The sequence below is a fragment of the Pseudomonas sp. 5P_5.1_Bac1 genome, assembly GCF_025466015.1.
In the GTDB taxonomy this organism is placed as follows: Bacteria; Pseudomonadota; Gammaproteobacteria; order Pseudomonadales; family Pseudomonadaceae; genus Aquipseudomonas.
The window spans coordinates 46,979-65,722 of the sequence record NZ_JANLNX010000070.1 but is presented as its reverse complement, the minus strand read 5'-3'; the positions used below and the strand labels follow the sequence as shown (position 1 = coordinate 65,722).

Sequence of the window (18,744 nt, the reverse complement as noted above, 5' to 3'; positions counted from 1 at the left end):
CTTACCCAGGCGTACGACGTGGGCAGCATCTACCTCATTCGACATGGCCAGGCCTCATTCGGTGCAGATGATTACGACGTGCTGTCCCCGGTCGGCACACGCCAGAGCAAAGTCCTCGGCGCACACATGGCCCAGCTTGGGCTGAGCCTGGATCGCTGCCTGGCCGGCGACTTGCGCCGCCAACAAGACACCGCGAGCCTGGCGATGGCCAGCATGCAAGCGGGCGGCGCCTTGGTGCCAACGCTTGAAACCGATGCCGCTTTCAATGAATTCGATGCCGACGCGGTGATCCGCGCGCTGCTCCCCGGCCTTCTGCCGGATGAGCCCGAAGCCCTGCATATATTGCGCAACGCCCGCGACAACCGGGCCGAGTTCCAGCGCCTGTTCGCGCTGATAGTGCAGCGCTGGCATGGCGGGCAACACGACACCGATGGCCTGGAAAGCTGGGCCAGCTTCGTCCAGCGCACCGGCGACGGCTTGCAGCGGGTCCTGGAGCAGGCCGCCAGCGGCGACAACATTGCGATCTTCACCTCCGGTGGCACCATTGCCGCCCTGCTCCACCGCGTCACCGGCATCAGCGCCAGCCAGGCTTTCGAGCTGAACTGGCAGATCATCAACACCTCGCTCAGCCAACTGAAGTTCCGTGGCAGCGAAGTGACCCTGGCCTCCTTCAACAGCCAAGCCCACGTGCGGCTATTGAGGGTGCCGGAACTCGTCACCTATCGATGAATTCCGGCTCACCGCGACCCCCTGCGTCGCTGAAATCACTTAATAAGGAAAACACCATGAGCGATGTCGCCAAAGCCGTTGAAGCCATGAAAGCCAAATTCAACCCGGCTGCCGCTGCCGGACTGGACCTGGTCTTCGGTTTCAACATCACCGATGAAGACAAGCACTACGCCCTGATCGTCAAGGATGGCACCTGCGAAATCCAGGAAGGCGAAAACGCCGACGCCAACTGCACCCTGGTGCTGGACAGCGAAACCCTGAAAGGCATCGTCAGCGGCGAAACCGACGGCATGCAGGCCTTCATGGGCGGCAAGCTGCGCGTCGAAGGCGACATGATGCTGTCGATGAAGCTCAGCGAGCTGTTCCCGGCCTAAGCATCACGCCCATGGCGAAAAAAGAACCGAAGCCCTCACCCGCTTCGGTTTTTTTTCGCCCGCGAATCGGGCGGCATCAGGTGCGTTGATCGACCGGCAACACCCACGCCAATAAGGCATGGCGACGCTTGGCAGGTACTCACGCGAGAATTAGATTAGCCAATGTTCCATGGCTACCAAAATAAGGGAAAAGCATGACGCTCACCGACCAGTCCACCCAGGTCCGCCCCGGCGAAGAACTCGATCCCACCCTGATCGACCCGTACCTGAAGGCGAACATCCCCGGCCTCAGCGGTGTTCCGACCATCAGCCAGTTCCCCGGCGGCGCCTCCAACCTGACCTACCTGGTGACCTACCCGGAGCGCGAATTCGTGCTGCGCCGGCCGCCCTTCGGCCACAAAGCCAAGTCGGCCCACGACATGGGTCGCGAGTTCCGCATCCTCAACCAGCTCAATGCCGGTTTCCCGTATTGCCCCAAGGCCTACGTGCACTGCACCGACGAGTCGCTGATCGGTGGCGAGTTCTACGTGATGGAGCGGGTCAAGGGCATCATCCTGCGCTCCGACCTGCCGCCTGAACTGGGCCTCGATGCCCAGCGCACCGAGGCGCTGTGCAAAAGCTTTATCGATCGCCTGGTGGAACTGCACCAGGTCGATTACCACACCTGCGGCCTGGCCGACCTGGGCAAGCCGGACGGCTACGTGCAGCGTCAGATCGAAGGCTGGAACACGCGCTACGAGAAAGCCCTGACCCCCGACGCGCCGCGCTGGGAAGCGGTGATCGCCTGGCTGCGCGAGAAAATGCCGGCGGACCATCACCGCCCCGGCATCATCCATAACGACTACCGCTTCGACAACGTGATCCTCGACGCGGAAAACCCGATGCGCATCATCGGCGTGCTGGACTGGGAAATGACCACCATCGGCGACCCGTTGATGGACCTGGGCAACACCTTGGCCTACTGGATCGAAGCCGATGACCCGGCGCCGGTGCAACTGATGCGTCGCCAGCCGAGCAATGCCCCCGGCATGCTTACCCGCCGCCAGTTCGTCGACTACTACGCCGAACGCGCGGGCATCGAGATCACCAACTTCGACTTCTACTACACCTACGGCCTGTTCCGCCTGGCCGGGATCGTCCAGCAGATCTACTACCGCTTCTACCACGGCCAGACCCAGGACAAACGCTTCGCCCAGTTCATCCACATGAACAAGCTGCTGGAACACATGAGCCTGCAGGTCATCAAAGCGTCCAGCCTCTGACAACTACAACAAGGAACCGCCCATGTCCAAGACCCAACTGTTCGACCTCGACGGCAAGATCGCCTTCGTCTCCGGCGCCAGCCGCGGCATCGGCGAGGCCATCGCCCACCTGCTGGCCCAGCAAGGCGCGCATGTGATCGTCTCCAGCCGCAGACTGGACGGCTGCCAGCATGTCGCTGACGCCATCATCGCCGCCGGCGGCAAGGCTACCGCCGTTGCCTGCCACATTGGCGAAATGGAGCAGATCGGCGCTGTGTTCGCCGGTATTCGCGAGCAGTTCGGTCGCCTGGACATCCTGGTCAACAATGCCGCCACCAACCCGCAGTTCTGCAACGTGCTGGACACCGACCTCAGCGCCTTCCAGAAGACCGTGGACGTGAACATCCGCGGCTACTTCTTCATGTCGGTGGAAGCCGGCAAGCTGATGCGCGAGAACGGCGGCGGCAGCATCATCAACGTCGCCTCGATCAACGGCGTCTCGCCAGGCGTGTTCCAGGGCATCTACTCGGTGACCAAGGCCGCCGTGATCAACATGACCAAGGTCTTCGCCAAGGAATGCGCGCCGTTCGGCATCCGCTGCAACGCCCTGCTGCCGGGCCTGACCGACACCAAGTTCGCCTCGGCGCTGGTGAAGAACGAGGCCATCCTCAATACCGCGCTGCAACAGATCCCGCTCAAGCGCGTGGCCGATCCGAAAGAGATGGCGGGCGCGGTGCTGTATCTGGCCAGCGATGCGTCGAGCTACACCACGGGTGTGGCGTTGAATGTGGATGGTGGGTTCCTGTCCTGATTTTTCGGGCCTCATCGCTCCGGCTCGGCACCCCACAAGCCAGCGATGAGGCCCTCAACCCAACACAAAACCTGACGACAGCGGTAACATACAGCCCTTCCGGCGAGCCCATTCCCGCCTGCCCCTGTCGCTCAAGAAATCCCCATGCCTTTCGAACTCAGCGTTGACCTCACCACCCTCGCCATTCTCGCCGCCGTAGCCTTCGTTGCCGGTTTCATCGATGCCATCGCCGGCGGTGGCGGCCTGCTGACCACGCCCGCCCTGCTCACCGCCGGGATGCCGCCGCACCTGGTGCTGGGCACCAACAAGCTCAGTTCCACGTTCGGTTCGGCCACCGCCGGCTTCACCTACTACCGGCGCAAGCTGTTCCATCCGGGGCAGTGGAAGCACGCCCTGGTGGGCACCCTGGTAGGTGCGCTGATCGGCGCGGTCATCGCCCACTACCTGCCGGCAGAATGGCTGAACAAGATGTTGCCGGTGGTGGTCTTCGCCTGCGGCGTTTATCTGCTGTTCGGCGGCACGCCAAAGGCGCCGCTGGACGCCGATGCGCCCATCAAGAAGAAATGGCAGTTCCCGCAGGGCTTCACCCTCGGTTTCTATGACGGCGTCGCGGGCCCCGGCACCGGCGCCTTCTGGACCGTCAGCACGCTGCTGATCTACCCCATCGACCTGGTCAAGGCCAGCGGCGTAGCGCGCAGCATGAACTTCGTCAGCAACGCGGCGGCGCTGTCGGTGTTCATCTTCTCGGGTCAGGTGGATTGGCTGGTGGGGCTGTCGATGGGCTCGGCGTTGATGGTCGGCGCCTTCTTCGGTGCCCGAACCGCCATCAGCGGCGGTTCGAAGTTCATTCGCCCAGTGTTCATCACCGTGGTGCTGGCGCTGACCGTGCGCCTAGCGTGGCAGCACTGGTTCGGCCAGGCCTAAGCGCCGCGCCACATAGAGGTCGATCAGGTAGCGGGCGATGGAACGCCCGGCCGGCAGTGGCGGTAGCGCATCGATGCGGAACCACTGGGCGTCCTCGATCTCGTCCGGCTGCATGACAATCTCGCCACCCGCGTACTCGGCATGGAAGCCCAGCATCATCGAGTGCGGGAACGGCCAGCACTGGCTGCCGACGTACTGGATGTTCTGCACCTCGATCGCCACTTCCTCGCGCACCTCGCGCACCAGACAATCCTCCGCCGACTCGCCCGGCTCGGCAAAGCCGGCCAGGGTGCTGTAGACGCCGGTGACAAAGCGCGGCGAACGCGCCAGGAGGATTTCGTCGCCACGGGTGACAAGCACGATCATGCTCGGGGAAATCCGCGGGTAGCTGCGCAGATCACAGGGCTGGCAGTACATCGCCCGCTCCAGCGGCACCTGGGTCATGGCCTGGCCGCAACTGCCGCAGAAGCGGTGCTCGCGGGCCCAGGTGGAAATCTGCGCGGCATAGCCGAGGATCTTGTAGGTATCGAAGTCGCCGTCCAGCATGAACTGACGCAACCCTTGCCAGCGGCACCCCGACAACGCCTGGGCGCCGTGCAACTCGATCAGGTAGACCGGCTGGCCATCGTAGTGGCCAATACCGTGTTCGAAGCGGATATCCAGCTCCTGGCGCTTGAGCCAGTCGCGGGGGAACAGCGCGCCGTTGGCGTCCAGCATGAATCCTTCGGCGCTGCGCACGACCGCCAGGCCGCCATTGAGAGTCGTATCCAGTACCGCTGTGGTCCAACGCGCTGACATGTTCCCTTTCCTTAGCGGGTCGCCGCCCTGCTCAGTCGGCGAACTCCGGCTTCTGTTTGCTCATGTGGGCGGCCACGGCCACCCGCAGGTCGGTGGATTGCAGCATGGCGGCGTTCCAGGTGGCGATGTACTCGAGCCCGTCGTCGATCCGGTGATCGCGCATATAGCTGAGCATCTCCTTGGTGCCGGCCACGGCAATCGGGGATTTTCCCGCAATTTCCGTGGCAATGGCAAAGACTCCGTCAAGCAGGCTGCCGTGATCGTCGAACGTCCGGTTGACCAGGCCGATGCGCCGCGCCTCTTCGGCGTCGATGGTGCGCCCGGTGTACGCCAGTTCGCGCACCAGGCCATCGCTGATGATCCGCGGCAAACGTTGCAGGGTGCCGACGTCAGCGGCCATGCCCATGTCGATCTCTTTGATCGAGAACTGGGCATCGCTGGCGGCGTAGCGCATGTCGCAAGCGGCGATCAGATCGATCGCGCCGCCAATGCAATAGCCCTGGATCGCCGCCAGTACCGGCTTGCGGCAGTTGTCGACGGCATTGAAGGACGCCTGCATTTGCAGGATCTTGCGCCGCAGCAGGCGGGCGTTGCGGCCAACGTCCTTGCCCAGTTCGTTGGCCACCGAGGCCAGCAGCATCAGGTCGATGCCCGAGGAAAAGTGCTTGCCGGCGCCGCTGATGACCACCACCCGTACGGCATCGGTCTCGTCGATCCACTGGAAGATTTCGACGATCTCGCTCCAGAACGCGGCGTTCATGGCGTTGATCTTTTCCGGGCGGTTGATCTGGACGTGGGCGATGTTGTTCGACAGCTCGACCTTGAACGCGGTGTAGTCGGTCACGGCGACGCTCCTTGAGCAGCAGATGTAGGAAAGCTCGGACTATATCGCAACCGCCACGCCGCACTTGTGCCAAAACCGGGACTGCGCGCCTTGATCTTAAACAGTGCTTGCGGCACCGTGCGCAGGTCTTTGAATCATTAGGAAACATCTTCATGCCCCGCTCCCTGGCCGGCGCCCTGGCCCACAATTTCCTCGGCCAATCGCCGCGCTGGTACAAGGCCACCTTGTGCCTGTTCCTGCTGCTCAATCCGCTGCTGCTGTTCACCCTCGGTCCGGTAGTCACCGGCTGGGTGCTGGTGGTGCAGTTCATCTTCACCCTGGGCATGGCGCTCAAATGCTACCCGCTGATGCCCGGCGGCCTGCTGCTGGTGGAGGCCCTGCTGCTGGGGATGACCACGCCACAGGCGTTGTACGAGGAGTTGCAGCACAACTTCCCGGTGATCTTGCTGCTGATGTTCATGGTGGCCGGCATCTACTTCATGAAGGATCTGTTGCTGTTCGCCTTCTCGCGTATTTTGTTAGGAATAAAGTCCAAGTCATTGCTTTCACTGACTTTCTGCTTCCTTTCTGCTTTCCTGTCCGCCTTCCTCGACGCGCTGACCGTAACCGCCGTGATCATCAGCGCCGCGGTCGGTTTCTACGCCGTCTACCACCGCGTCACCTCCGGCAGCAATCCGCGGGGCGATGCACAGATCGACAGCGACCAGCAGATTCCCGAACTGGCCCGGGAAGACCTGCAGCAATTCCGCGCGTTCCTGCGCAGCCTGCTGATGCACGGCGCCGTGGGCACCGCGCTGGGTGGCGTGTGCACACTGGTGGGCGAGCCGCAGAACCTGCTGATCGGGCATGAGATGGGCTGGCACTTCCAGGACTTCTTCTTCAAGGTCGCGCCGGTATCGCTGCCAGTGCTGGTGGCGGGCCTGGTGACCTGTGTGCTGCTGGAGAAGCTGCGCTGGTTCGGCTACGGCACCCTGCTGCCGGACCGCGTGCGCCAGGTACTCGCCGCCTACGCCGCCGAAGACGATGCCCAGCGCACCGCCCAGCAACGCGCCGCGCTGCTGGTGCAGGGGATTGCCGCGCTGATCCTGATCGTCTGCCTGGGGCTGCACATTGCCGAAGTGGGCCTGATCGGCCTGCTGGTGATCGTGCTGATCACCTCGTTCACCGGCATCACCGATGAGCACCGCCTGGGCCGGGCCTTCCAGGACGCCATGCCGTTCACCGCGCTGCTGGTGGTGTTCTTCGCCGTGGTCGCGGTGATTCATCAGCAGGCGCTGTTCACCCCGCTGATCCAGGCGGTGCTGGCGCTGCCGGCGGAGCAGCAGCCGGGCATGCTGTTCATCGCCAACGGCCTGCTCTCGGCCATCAGCGATAACGTGTTCGTCGCCACCATCTACATCACCGAGGTCAAGCAGGCGTTCCTCGACGGCGCCATGAGTCGCGAGCATTTCGAAACCCTGGCCGTGGCGATCAACACCGGCACCAACCTGCCCAGCGTGGCCACGCCGAACGGCCAGGCGGCGTTCCTGTTCCTGCTGACCTCGGCCATTGCGCCGCTGATCCGGCTATCTTACGGGCGGATGGTGTGGATGGCGTTGCCGTATACCGTTGTCATGGGCGGCTTGGGCTGGTGGGCTGTGACCTACTGGTTGTAACGCGCAAATCCTCGAAGAACGCCTTCTTCCCATCCACCTGCACCGAAGCCCGGGGCAGGTTCGCCTGCTCTCCGTTAGGCACTTCCACGTGCCAGTAGCAGTGGCGCACCGCCCGGGTAATCGCGACATAGGCCAGCCGCAGGATCTCTTCCTTCTGCGCCGTATCGAAGGCTTCCAGATCACCCGAGCGGCCCAGTCCCGCCAGTCGGTAGACCTGATTCTTGTACGGCGAACGGGTCACATACTGGCAATCCCCGAGCATGAACACCGCGTCCGCCTGCAGCCCCTTGGCACTGTGATAGGTCAGTTGGCGCAGCCGACGTTGCCCGGGCGGCAAGCTAGAATCAACATTAACTACAGACTGAATATGCTCTGAAATCAATGTCTTATCAGAACCTTTTCGAAACAGGATCATGATCGAATCGCCGCGCCGGTAGTGCTCCATCACCTGCTGCGCCAGTGCCGCCTCGTCCCGTTCCTGAACGTGCACCGGCCAGCGCTCTTCAGCGGCCGCCCCCACCGCCTTGGCCTTTTTGCCAGTGATCGACGGCGCGGATTTCACGATATGCTCGGCGGCATCAATGATGTGCTGGTGGCTACGGTAGTTGTCGGTGAGCATCACCCGGGTGCTGGTAGGCGCGACGAAGGTCTTGGCGAACTCCATGAAGTACTTCGGCGAGCTGCCGCGCCAGCCATAGATCGACTGCCAGTCATCGCCCACGCAGAGCAGCGAGGAATGCTGCGCTTTGCGCCCGACCTGCATGGCCGGGCCACGACGACGGATCTCCCGCAGGCTGGCCCGCAGCCAGGAAACAATCTGCGGCGAGACATCCTGGAACTCGTCGACCATCAGGTGCGCCAGCGGCCGCAGCAGCGGGTCGGGCAGCAGCCGCAGGTTCTCGGGGTTGTTCTCGCCGAACAGGGCGAACATGCGGTTGTAGCTCATCACCGGCGGCGACTGCCCCAGCAGATGGTCCTCCAGCGCCTTCCAGTACAGGCTCAGGGCCTCGAAGAACTGCGCATCGCTATCGCCCTGCGGGAAGCTCATGCCACTCACCGCGACCGCGACATCCAGCCCCAGGTTTTCGATAAAGCCCGCCGCCGTGACGAAAGCATCCAGCAGCGGCACTGCAGCCAGCTCGCCCTTGACCTTGTAGTCGAAGCCCGGCCCGGCCACCGCATCGCCCGCCAGGGACGCCGTCAGGCGCTTTGCGGCAGCATAGTTTTCCAACCAAATCACAGGCTTATCGCAGAAAGCTTGAAACAGGGTGCGCTTGATCACCCACTCCGCCCACACCGGCAGCTTGGCGCTCGGGCGTTTGTACTGCTGGTTTTCCCCGGGATCGAAGCCCAGCACCACCCAGGCATCCAGCTCGGCGATATGACCATGGAAGTGGAAACGGCTACCGTTGATTTCGACCGTCTCACGGCTCGGCTCGATGCCCTTGATGGGCCAGGCACCGGCGCCAAACCACAGGTCTTCGATGGTGTCGCACAGTTCTTCATCGCGACTGGCCGAGAGCTGGGTCACCGCCATGCGTTTCTGCACGTCGGGATGGTCTTTTTCCAGCGACTTCAGTTGCACCGCCTCGCGGCGCAGCCCGCCGATCAATGCGGCAAAACGCGGATTGGCCCGCAGCAGGTCGCGGTAGCACAGGTTGAGTTGCTGACGCTGGGCGTCGTTGATGCGCAGGTCGAAGGGGTTGCTCTCGGCATCAGCTTCGGCGCCGGCGGGCAGCTCGTTGCCGAGGGTCTCGAAAGCGCGCACCTGGCTGAATCCCGGCAGGCTGCGCACCAGCGGCAGGATCCGCGAGTGGAAGGTGCGCACCAGCTCCCGCGCCTGCGCCGGGTTCAACGCCACCTGCCAGAGGCTGAACACCTGCAGCAGACGGGCAATGAAGTCCTTGCGCGACTCGCGGGTGAACGTCACCACGGTCATGGCGTCCAGCTCGTAGCCCAGGTAATGGCGCAGCAGCAGGATGCGCAGCACCAGTGAAGTGGACTTGCCCGCTCCCGCGCCGGCGATGACACAAGTGGAAGGCGTGTCGCTGAAGATCATCTTCCACTGCGCGGCGCTGGGTTGGGCGTGCTCCGGCAGGTGCCGGGCGACATCGGCCTTGAAGCGCTTCTTCAGCTCGGCGGTGAGCGGCAGGCGCCAGTCGTCGAACAGGCTGTCGTCAAGGCCGGGAATGCCATGGCCGTCGGGGCGGGTGTCGCGGATCACCAGCACCTGACGCCCGGCTTCGTAGCCATCGACACGCCCCTGGTCGTAACCCTCGCGCAGGCCATCAGCGTGGCCAGTGCGCTGACCACTGGCATGGCCCTGGAACCACGAATCACGGTGTTGCGCCCGCAGGCGGTTGAGGCCACGGCCAAGCAGGCGCGCGGTGAGGCGCCGAATCCACGGCAACTGGGCGGGAGGGGTCAATTCGAGGGGTTGCGGGGGAAGCTTGTCTGACACACCGGCTCCGGCTGGAAAATCACATAAGCCGGAAGTTTTACCCCATTCGGGCGCAATGGGACAGAACTGATTGTCTGGAAAATCAGGGAATTAGCAGGGGGATTTGAGAAAGGTCATCGCTGCGGCAAGGCGCCCGGCAAGCCGGCTCCCACAAGGTGGAAGCCGGCTTGCCGGCGATCGGGGTCAGGAAATCGCTTTGTCCACCAGCTCCTGCGCCTCGCTCACCAGACGCTGCAGGTGCGCATCGTCGATAAAGCTTTCGGCGTAGATCTTGTAGATGTCCTCGGTGCCCGACGGCCGCGCGGCGAACCAGCCGTTGGCGGTCATCACTTTCAGGCCGCCGATGGCCTGGTCGTTGCCCGGCGCATGGCTGAGGATCTGCTGGATCGGCTCGCCCGCCAGTTCGGTGGACTTGACCTGCTCCGGCGCCAGCTTGCCCAGCAGGGCCTTCTGTTGCGGATTGGCCTTGGCCTCGACGCGGGTGGCGAACGGCTCGCCCAGTTCGGCGGTCAGTTCGGCATAGGCCTGGCTCGGGTCACGGCCGGTACGAGCGGTAATTTCAGCCGCCAACAGTGCCGGGATCAGGCCGTCCTTGTCGGTGGTCCAGACGCTGCCGTCCTTGCGCAGGAACGACGCACCCGCGCTCTCCTCGCCACCGAAGCCCAGCGAGCCGTCGAACAGGCCGTCGGCGAAGAACTTGAAGCCCACCGGCACTTCGTACAGGCGACGGCCCAGACGCGCGGTGACCCGGTCGATCAGGCCGCTGCTGACCACGGTCTTGCCGACCGCGGCATCGGCACGCCACTGCGGACGGTTCTGGAACAGGTAGTCGATGGCCACGGCCAGGTAGTTGTTCGGCGCCAGCAGGCCACCGGTCGGAGTGACGATGCCGTGGCGGTCGTGGTCCGGGTCGCAGGCGAAGGCCACGTCGAAACGGTCACGCAGGCCAATCAGGCCTTGCATGGCGTACGGCGAGGACGGGTCCATGCGGATCTGGCCGTCCCAGTCCACCGACATGAAGCGGAAGGTCGGATCGACCTCGGCGTTGACCACTTCCAGGTTGAGCTTGTAGTGATCGGCGATTGCCGACCAGTAGCGCACGCCCGCGCCGCCCAGCGGATCGACGCCCAGGCGCAGGTTGGCACCGCGAATGGCATCGAAATCGATGACGTTGACCAGATCGGCGACGTAGCTGCCGACATAGTCATGGCGATGGGTGGTGGCCGCCTTCAGTGCCTGCTCGTAAGGCAGGCGCTTGACGCCCTTGAGGCCGTCGGCCAGCAGTTCGTTGGCCTTGGCCTCGACCCACTTGGTCACATGGCTGTCGGCCGGGCCGCCATTGGGCGGGTTGTACTTGAAGCCGCCACTCTGCGGCGGGTTGTGCGACGGTGTGATGACGATGCCGTCGGCAAGGCCGGCGGTGCGGCCGCGGTTGTAGCAGATGATCGCGTGGGACACGGCCGGGGTCGGGGTGTACTCGTCGTCCTTCGACAGCATCACTTCGACGCCATTGGCCGCCAGCACTTCCAGAGCACTGGCCAGGGCCGGGGTCGACAGCGCGTGGGTGTCGGCGCCGATGAACAGCGGGCCATCAATGCCCTGGGCCTGGCGGTACAGGCAGATGGCCTGGCTGATAGCCAGCACATGGTTCTCGTTGAAACTCAGGTCGAAGGAACTGCCGCGATGGCCGGAGGTGCCGAAGGCGACCCGCTGGGTGGCCACGCCCACATCGGGCTGGCCAGTGTAGTAAGCGGTCAACAGACGCGGGATATCGACCAGTACGGAAGCGGGAGCCAACTTGCCAGCCAGAGGACTGAGCTTCATGCAAAACCTCAAGAAAAGAGTTTCGGGGTGATGAAATCACGCAGTTTACTGGCACTTCGACTACAAGGCGACGATGAAGATCCACGCCACCTGACTATTTATCCTGAGGCGCCCACCAGGCCGGAAACATCCGTTGCACGCGGGCTTCAGCGAAACGGTCGTCGATCAGCATGACGGTGCCACGATCCTCGGTGCCACGGATCACCCGCCCGGCCGCCTGGATCACCTTGCGCACACCTGGGTAGAGATAGGTGTAGTCGAAGCCTGAACTGAACAATGCCGCCATGCGCTGTTTGAGTTGCTCGTTCACCGGATTGACCTGGGGCAGCCCGAGGGTGGCGATGAAGGCGCCGATCAAGCGCGTTCCCGGCAGGTCCACGCCCTCGGCGAACGCCCCGCCGAGCACCGCAAAACCAATGCCGTGGCCGTTTTCGACAAAGCGATCGAGAAAGCCCTGACGCTGCTCTTCATCCATGCCCGAGGATTGCGACCACTGCTCGATGCCCGGATAACGCTCGGCCAGCAGCGCCGACACCTGCTGGAGGTATTCGAAGCTGCTGAAGAACGCCAGGTAATTACCCGGCTGATCGCGAAACTGGCGGGCAATCAGTTCAACGATGGGCGCCAGGGAAGCCTGGCGGTGCTGGTAGCGGGTGGACACCTCGCTGACGATACGCACCTGCAACTGCTCGGCCACGAAAGGCGATTCGACCTCCAGCCAGGCCGTGTCGGCAGGTATGCCCAGCAGGTCGGCGTAGAAATGCCGTGGGCTGAGCGTGGCGGAAAACAGCACGGCGCTGCGCGCGGCGGCGAAACGCGGGGCCAGCAGCGGTGCCGGCACCACATTGCGCAGGCACAGGGTCGAAAGGCTGCGGCGCCCTGCCCCGTTGCGCTTGCTGATGTCGAACAGGAAGTGCTCGTCGAACACCTCGCTCAAACGCAGGAACTGCAAAGCCTGGAAGAAAAACTGCAACAGCGCCGGGTCCACCGCCTGGGGCGTGCGATTCATCAATTCCTGGACCAGACCGACGCAGCGCAGCAACGCCTTGAGAAACGCCGTCGGCAGCTCGTTGCCCGCCTGATACGGCGCCACCTGTTCCTTGTGCAGGCGGTTCCATTCGCGGTTGAGGCTCTGCAAGGCGCTGGCCATGCCCGCCGGCGGTTCGCGGCGCAAGGCCTGTAACTGGCCCTGGTCAAGGCTGGCGCTGTACATCTGCCGCGCCCGCTCCACCAGGTTGTGCGCCTCGTCCACCGCCAGCGCCAGACGCCATTGATCGGTCTGCGCAAGGCCGAACAGCAACGCACTCTGGTCGAAGTAGTAGTTGTAGTCCGCCACCAGCACATCGACCCAGCGTGCCAGTTCCTGGGCGAGGTAGTACGGACAGACCTGATGAGCCAGGGCCAGTTCGCGGACCTGGGTTTTGTCCAGCAGCGGCAGGCGCATCGCTGCCTCGCGGGCGGCTGGCAGGCGGTCATAAAAGCCTTTGGCCAACGGGCAGGCGTCGCCGTGGCAGGCGGTGCCGGGGTATTCACAGGCTTTGTCGCGAGCGACCAGCTCCAGGCTACGCAGGGCCAGCTCGGGATCGGCCGCCATTACCTGACGCAGCGCATCCAGGGCCAGCCCGCGGCCCGGGGTCTTGGCGGTGAGAAAGAGGATCTTGTCCAGCGGCTGGCGGGGCATGGCCTTGAGCAACGGAAACAGCGTGCCGAGGGTTTTGCCGATGCCCGTGGTGGCCTGGGCCATCAGGCAGCGACCGGTGCTGACCGCCTTGTACACGGTCTCGGCCAGCTCCCGTTGCCCCTTGCGAAACGCCGGCCAGGGAAAGCCCAACGTCTGCAGCCCGGCATCGCGCAGCGTCAGGCGCCGGCTTTGTTGCTCGGCCCACTGTACGAAGCGTCCGCATAGCTGGTGGAAATAGGCTTCGAGCTCGGCGGCGCTGGCGGTGCATTCGAAACGGGTTTCCTGGTCGCTGTCGACATCCAGGTAGACCAGCGCCAGGTTGATCGTTGCCAGGTTGCGCTGCTGGCACATCAGCCAGCCATAGACCCGCGCCTGTGCCCAGTGCAATTGCCGGTGGTTGTCCGGCTGGGTGTTCAGGTCACCGCGATGGGTCTTGATCTCTTCCAGGCAATTGCGGCCCGGCGCATAGCCGTCGGCACGGCCACGGACTTCAAGGCTGCCGAATACCCCGTCCAGCGCAACCTCGGCCTCGTAGTCGCTGCCGCGCCGCCCCACCACCCGGCGATGCCCGGCCACCCCTTCCTGCGCAGTGGGTGACGGGGTAAACCGCAGGTCCAGGTCGCCGACCTTGGCGGTGAACTCGCACAAGGTGCGCACCGCCACCCGATAGCTCACGGGCTCGCCCATTCGACGTGGCAGACATCCACCGGCAGCCCGTGGGTGGAGCAGAATTCGATCCAGCGCAGCTGGTTGTCCTGCAGGCGGTCGCCGGGGCCTTTTACCTCGATCATCCGGTAGCGTTTCTCTTCGGGCCAGAACTGGATCAGGTCGGGCATGCCGGCGCGATTGGCCTGGATATCCTCCAGCAAACGCAGGAAGCACTGCTTGAGGTGCGCGGGCGGCAGGCATTCCAGTGCCTGTTCCAACAATCCCAGGGTCAGCAGCTCCCAGTACACGAACGGTGATTGCAGGCCGTGCTTGGCGGCGTAGTTGGCGAGAATGGTCTGGCGGTAGCGGCCATCCTCCAGTTGCCCGAGGCAATCGGCGAACAGCTCCGCGCGGCGAGCCTGGAAGCCGGCATCCAGCAGGTCTTGCGGGCCGCTCTGGAACGGGTGGAAGAACGCACCGGGCAGCGGCGCGAAGATCGCGCTCCAGCACAGCAGGCCGAACAGGCTGTTGAACAGGGTGTTCTCGACATAGTGAACCGGCGCCGCCTCGGCCTGTTCCAGGTGAACCTGGACGGCCCGCTCCACGCCCAGTGCCGCCAGCTCCTGCGAGAGACACAGGTCCAGGCGACTGATTACGTGCGGCTTGCGCCGTGACTGCGGCGGACCGCCGAGCTTGCGCTTGAGCCGCGGCAAAATCCGGCTCAGCGCCTGAGCTTCGGCGGCGTTGCCCGGCTGCTCCGCGGCCAGCAGCGCCAATTCGAGGGCTGCGGGGTAATCGCCGCTGCGCTCGAGCACGCGGATATGCCGCTCCCGCGCCTGCGGGTGGGCGCAGTCCGGATAGATCAGCAACGCCCGCGGCCAGTCGCCCTGGCGCTCGCAGTGGTAGGCAAGCTGGTATTGAACGCGTGCCCGGCGGCGCTCCAGCCACGGGTTGGCCGTGCTCAGGGCGGCCAGCTGTCCGAGCAACAGGTCGATATCCGGTTCGCTTTCCAGTTGCTCGGCACAGGCATGCAACGTCAGGCACAACTCGATATCGGCCCGCTCGCGCAAGGCCCGGGAATCAGTGCTGAAACGCACTTGCTCATAGCGCAGCAAACCCAGGTCGGCGAGGACAAATTCAGACCAATCCTGATAGAGGTTGCCGAAGAACATCAGCCGCAGGCGGTCGCAGAGCGCCTGCTGGCGCAGCACATAGATCGCCTCCTCGCAGTCCGGCCACCACTGCCGTAACGGCCGCGGCTCGGGAAACTGCTCGTGCAACTGCTCGAACAGCTCGTGCTTGGCAGCTTTGGGTCGGCTCAGCACGGCGGCAAAACAGGTACTGATTTCCTCCTTGAGCAATACCTCGAACAGCGCATCCAGCCCCAAGGGCGCGTCATCATCTACCCAGCCCAGCGCCAGCAAGGGTTCCAGCGCCTCGCGGGGCGCACCTATCTCGGAGTAGACCAGCCGGCGCTCACGGAACAGCACGCCTTTGCGCATCACCATCCGCACCAACAACGCCTGGCTGGCCTGCGGCAGGCGCTCGAATTGCTCGATGAAGGCGTGTTCGCCGGCATCCAGCAAATCGGTGTAGCGCGCACGCAGCCAGTCCAGCACTTGGCGGAAATTGTGCAGGTAATAAAGCGGGTCGTTGACGGAGTGGGCGATCACGAGCGGTGCAACCAACGGAAAACGGACACTGGTTATACATACAGATCAGCGCTATTGGCAACCGCACAAGATCAATGGTCGGGCGCGTCCGCGCATGCCTCGATCAGCGCCTTGCGCCGATACAGCGCCTGCAGCGTGGCCATTGGCAGCCCACTGGTGCCGGTCAGCCATTGCACCACCGACTCCGACGACGGCTGCCCGTGCAGGGCCTTGTGCAGATAAGGCAACGCCACCACCATCCCCGGGTGACAGCGCCGCAAAAAGCCCTCCAGCGCCCTGCCCTGGCTGACGAAGGGCGAGAACAGCAGGCAGATCAGTTGCGCCTCGCTGGCACCAAACGCCTGCGAGGCAAAATCTCCGACAAGACGCCTTACCTGCAACAGGTCATCGGCCTTCTGCCAGGGCCCGAGCAACTGTTCACGCAGGGCCATCGGCAATTGCTCGCGCTGCATCCCCTCTTGCGCACGTCGCAAGCAGTCTTCAAGCCCATCCTGATAGCAGCGCCCGTCGACGAACTCGCTGCGCAGGCCCTGCAGATGCGCGCGCAACAACGGGTTGCCGGGCTCCGTGACGGGAAACGCGAACGACCATTCATCGTGGCGATAGCGCAGCAATTCGAGCAGAAGCTGCCCGGAGCCACAGGACGGGTCGTGGACCAGGTCGTCCACGGCGATAAAGCGCGGCATGCGGCTGCGAGGTTCGGGCGCTTCGGGCTTTTCCGCTACACCATCGACAGACGCAGGCGCCCGGTATTCCTGGCGCACAGCGCAGGCCAGCTCGAACAAGGCGCGAGGAAAGGCCTCGACCGGCCGCACCCGCGGCAGCCCGACCTCACGCATCATCCGCAGGGCACCGGCAAGAAAGCGCTTGCGCCGTGGACCGGGGTCACCGCTGACCAGCACGTCGACACCGCCGTTCCAGGCTGCGCCGAGGCGATGCAGGTCGGCCAGGTCGAGGTAATGGCGGTGGGTCAGGGCCAGGTGCGGGTGGCCCGGCGTCAGATGACCCGCCATCAGCACCGCGTGGCGGTCCGCCTGCTGCTGCGGCCGGGAAATTGCCTGACGGGCATCGAAGGGACGCACCTGGCCATCATCGACCATCAGCAGCTCGACCCGCGGATCGTCATGCACCACCAGCGCGGCGAACGCCCGCTCGATGTTGCTCAGCACGACGGCGGGCATATCGGTATGCCGCGCCGTGGCCACCCGCAGGTTGAACGTGCCGGGCGAGCGTGCCGCCAGGCTCAGTTGCGCAGCCCTGAGAAAGGCCAGCGTGTGGGTGCTGTCCTGACTGCCGGTGTGCACCAGCATGACCTTCAACCCATGGATGCATTCAAGACCTCCGGCAATCACCATTAGCCGCTGGATCAGCAACTGCAAGGACGCGCGTTGGCCCTGGGTCAGGCGTTCGAGCAGTCGCTGCAGGACTTGCTGATAGACATATTGCATGGCTTGGTCATGAATCGCGCCCATAGTATTTCCCTGATATTTATTGCAACTATTGAAAACTGGAAACACACCCGAAAAGATGCCCAAAGAAGAAACTCTCCTTCTCTTCGGATTCAATTTTTACTTTCAATGTAGGAATCTAATTCCAGCTTGCAGGAAGTTTCTTACATCCCAACCAACACACTTAAACACGCACTCCCGACAGGCTTCGCCGGAAGCCCCGACACCCGGAACGCGCCTGCTCCGGCTGGAATTCAAGGCAATCAATAATTCAACGTACATATCTCGCTCCTTGAGACGACAACGGCAAGGCGGGTTTGATTACGTGCGGGAAGTCCTCTGCGGCCTGATGCAACTGATACTTTTGCACAGCGCAGCGTAATTCTACGGACACTGGAATACCTTTATTCCCACAGCAACAACATAGCCGAAGCAAAGTCCTTAGTCCGCATAAGACTAATAGGAAATTTCTGAAATTTTAGGAGGTAATTTTCACAAAAAAGCCCGAGCATATTCTCGGGCTTTGCAGGAGGGAGCTGAAAATACTGTCAGGCGTCGGGCAGTTCCAGTACTACACGACCACCACACGGGCACTCGTCCATATGCCGGTGAGCGTCGACGACACGCTCGAACGGGTAGACCTGGATGATTTGCGGCAGCAACTGGCGGTCAGCGGTGAACTGGTTGATATCCCGCAGCGCCCGGTGCAGGGCGACCTGGTCCTGGGTGATGCCCAACTCCGGCTTGCCGGTGAAGTTGCTGATGCAGTGGACAAAGAACTGGATGTTCTTCTGGAACGCCGCGCAGGCCGGGAATGGCGTCTGGTTGCCACCCTGCAGGCCGTACAGAACCAGGCTGCCGCGCGGTGCGAGGACATCTCCGAGCAGCGACATCTGCGGCCCGCCGAGCCCGTCCAGGACCATGTCGACCCCACGGTTGTCGGTGTACTTGTTGATCTGCATGAGCAGATCCTGCTCCTCGGTGACGATCACCTTGTCGGCGCCCAGCTTGAGCAGCGGCTCGCGCTGTTCGGCGTCGCGGGTGGCAGCAATCACCTTCAGACCCAGGGCCTTGCCCAGTTGCACGAACGAAGGGCCGGCGCAGTGGCTGGCATCAGTGACCAGCGCAGTCTGCCCGGCCTTGGCACGGGCCAGATCGACGTAGGCGAAATAGGCCATCAGCAGCGGCGTGTAGTGCACGCTGGCTTCGATGGGGGTCAGGATATCGGGGTAGCGGGTCAGCGCCAGCCGCGGCAGAACGATGATTTCGCCGTAGACCGGGTGATCGTTGGGGCTGCTGGCCGGGAAGCTGGCGACCTTGTCGCCCACCGCCAGGTCATCGACACCTTCGCCCACCGCCGTCACCACGCCCGCCATCTCATGGCCGATGCCGACCGGCAGACGCGCCTGGGACGGCGCCAGATTCTGCCGCCAGAGCACGTCATACCAACTGACGCCGATCGCCTGGACACGAATCTGCACTTCCCCGGCAGCCGGTGCGGGTGTTGGTTGCTCTTCGATCTTGAGCACCTCGGCCGGACCGAACTTGTGGAAACGGATCATGCGGGACATCGCAAACCTCGCCTAGTGAACCTCTAATGCCCTGAACTCTATCGGGGCTTTCACGGTTAGAC

Annotated in this window: 14 protein-coding genes; 6 read left to right on the top strand and 8 right to left on the bottom strand. The window is 63.6% G+C overall.

Translation table 11 applies throughout. The features are described from left to right. The first annotated feature begins 18 nt into the window (after nt 1–18). From NTD82_RS15370 to NTD82_RS15350, 5 genes are all read left to right on the top strand, one after another. Nucleotides 19–729 carry a histidine phosphatase family protein gene (locus tag NTD82_RS15370; RefSeq protein WP_262129319.1) on the top strand — a complete coding sequence of 237 codons (711 nt, stop codon included), beginning with the start codon at nt 19–21 and terminating at the stop codon, nt 727–729. A gap of 56 nt (nt 730–785) precedes the next feature. Further along, nucleotides 786–1,103, top strand: coding sequence for an SCP2 sterol-binding domain-containing protein (locus NTD82_RS15365; RefSeq protein ID WP_036995189.1), 318 nt, complete (start codon nt 786–788; stop codon nt 1,101–1,103). Between the two features lie 194 nt (nt 1,104–1,297). Next, a complete protein-coding gene (locus NTD82_RS15360; RefSeq protein WP_262129318.1) occupies nt 1,298–2,365 on the top strand; it encodes a phosphotransferase family protein in 1,068 nt (355 codons plus the stop codon). A gap of 22 nt (nt 2,366–2,387) precedes the next feature. Then, the gene (locus NTD82_RS15355; protein ID WP_262129317.1) at nt 2,388–3,155 is read left to right on the top strand and encodes an SDR family oxidoreductase; all 768 of its coding nucleotides are present in this window, start codon (nt 2,388–2,390) and stop codon (nt 3,153–3,155) included. 144 nt (nt 3,156–3,299) lie between these two features. After that, nucleotides 3,300–4,079: a TSUP family transporter gene (locus NTD82_RS15350; protein WP_262129316.1), complete on the top strand. Its 780-nt coding sequence runs from the start codon at nt 3,300–3,302 to the stop codon at nt 4,077–4,079. Here the strand turns inward: NTD82_RS15350 and nudC are convergent. Together nudC and NTD82_RS15340 are read right to left on the bottom strand one after the other, a co-directional pair. After that, entirely contained in the window at nt 4,047–4,877 is an 831-nt protein-coding gene (nudC, locus tag NTD82_RS15345; RefSeq protein ID WP_095155084.1) for an NAD(+) diphosphatase, read from the bottom strand. The two genes, NTD82_RS15350 and nudC, sit on opposite strands and share 33 nt — an antisense overlap. Before the next feature lie 31 nt (nt 4,878–4,908). After that, nucleotides 4,909–5,721, bottom strand: coding sequence for a crotonase/enoyl-CoA hydratase family protein (locus NTD82_RS15340; RefSeq protein ID WP_095155085.1), 813 nt, complete (start codon nt 5,719–5,721; stop codon nt 4,909–4,911). A 152-nt stretch (nt 5,722–5,873) separates the two neighbouring features. Between NTD82_RS15340 and nhaB the strand changes: the two genes are divergently transcribed. Then, nucleotides 5,874–7,376, top strand: a complete 1,503-nt coding sequence (gene nhaB / locus NTD82_RS15335) for a sodium/proton antiporter NhaB (RefSeq protein ID WP_262129315.1) — start codon at nt 5,874–5,876, stop codon at nt 7,374–7,376. On the opposite strand, the gene NTD82_RS15330 is transcribed toward nhaB, so the two are convergent. From NTD82_RS15330 to NTD82_RS15305, 6 genes are all read right to left on the bottom strand, one after another. Beyond that, a complete protein-coding gene (locus tag NTD82_RS15330; protein ID WP_262129314.1) occupies nt 7,333–9,837 on the bottom strand; it encodes a UvrD-helicase domain-containing protein in 2,505 nt (834 codons plus the stop codon). The genes nhaB and NTD82_RS15330 overlap by 44 nt on opposite strands. A 183-nt stretch (nt 9,838–10,020) precedes the next feature. After that, a complete protein-coding gene (gene pgm / locus NTD82_RS15325; RefSeq protein WP_095155088.1) occupies nt 10,021–11,661 on the bottom strand; it encodes a phosphoglucomutase (alpha-D-glucose-1,6-bisphosphate-dependent) in 1,641 nt (546 codons plus the stop codon). A gap of 94 nt (nt 11,662–11,755) precedes the next feature. Next, the gene (locus NTD82_RS15320) at nt 11,756–14,017 is read right to left on the bottom strand and encodes an ATP-dependent DNA helicase (protein ID WP_262129401.1); all 2,262 of its coding nucleotides are present in this window, start codon (nt 14,015–14,017) and stop codon (nt 11,756–11,758) included. Then, a complete protein-coding gene (locus tag NTD82_RS15315; RefSeq protein ID WP_262129313.1) occupies nt 14,014–15,663 on the bottom strand; it encodes a VRR-NUC domain-containing protein in 1,650 nt (549 codons plus the stop codon). Before NTD82_RS15315 ends, NTD82_RS15320 begins: the two co-directional genes overlap by 4 nt. Before the next feature lie 71 nt (nt 15,664–15,734). Continuing rightward, nucleotides 15,735–17,111 carry a hypothetical protein gene (locus NTD82_RS15310; protein ID WP_262129312.1) on the bottom strand — a complete coding sequence of 459 codons (1,377 nt, stop codon included), beginning with the start codon at nt 17,109–17,111 and terminating at the stop codon, nt 15,735–15,737. Nucleotides 17,112–17,659: 548 nt separating this feature from the next. Next, complete coding sequence (locus NTD82_RS15305; RefSeq protein WP_095155091.1) at nt 17,660–18,682, bottom strand: zinc-dependent alcohol dehydrogenase family protein; 1,023 nt, start codon at nt 18,680–18,682, stop codon at nt 17,660–17,662. Between the last annotated feature and the right edge of the window lie 62 nt (nt 18,683–18,744).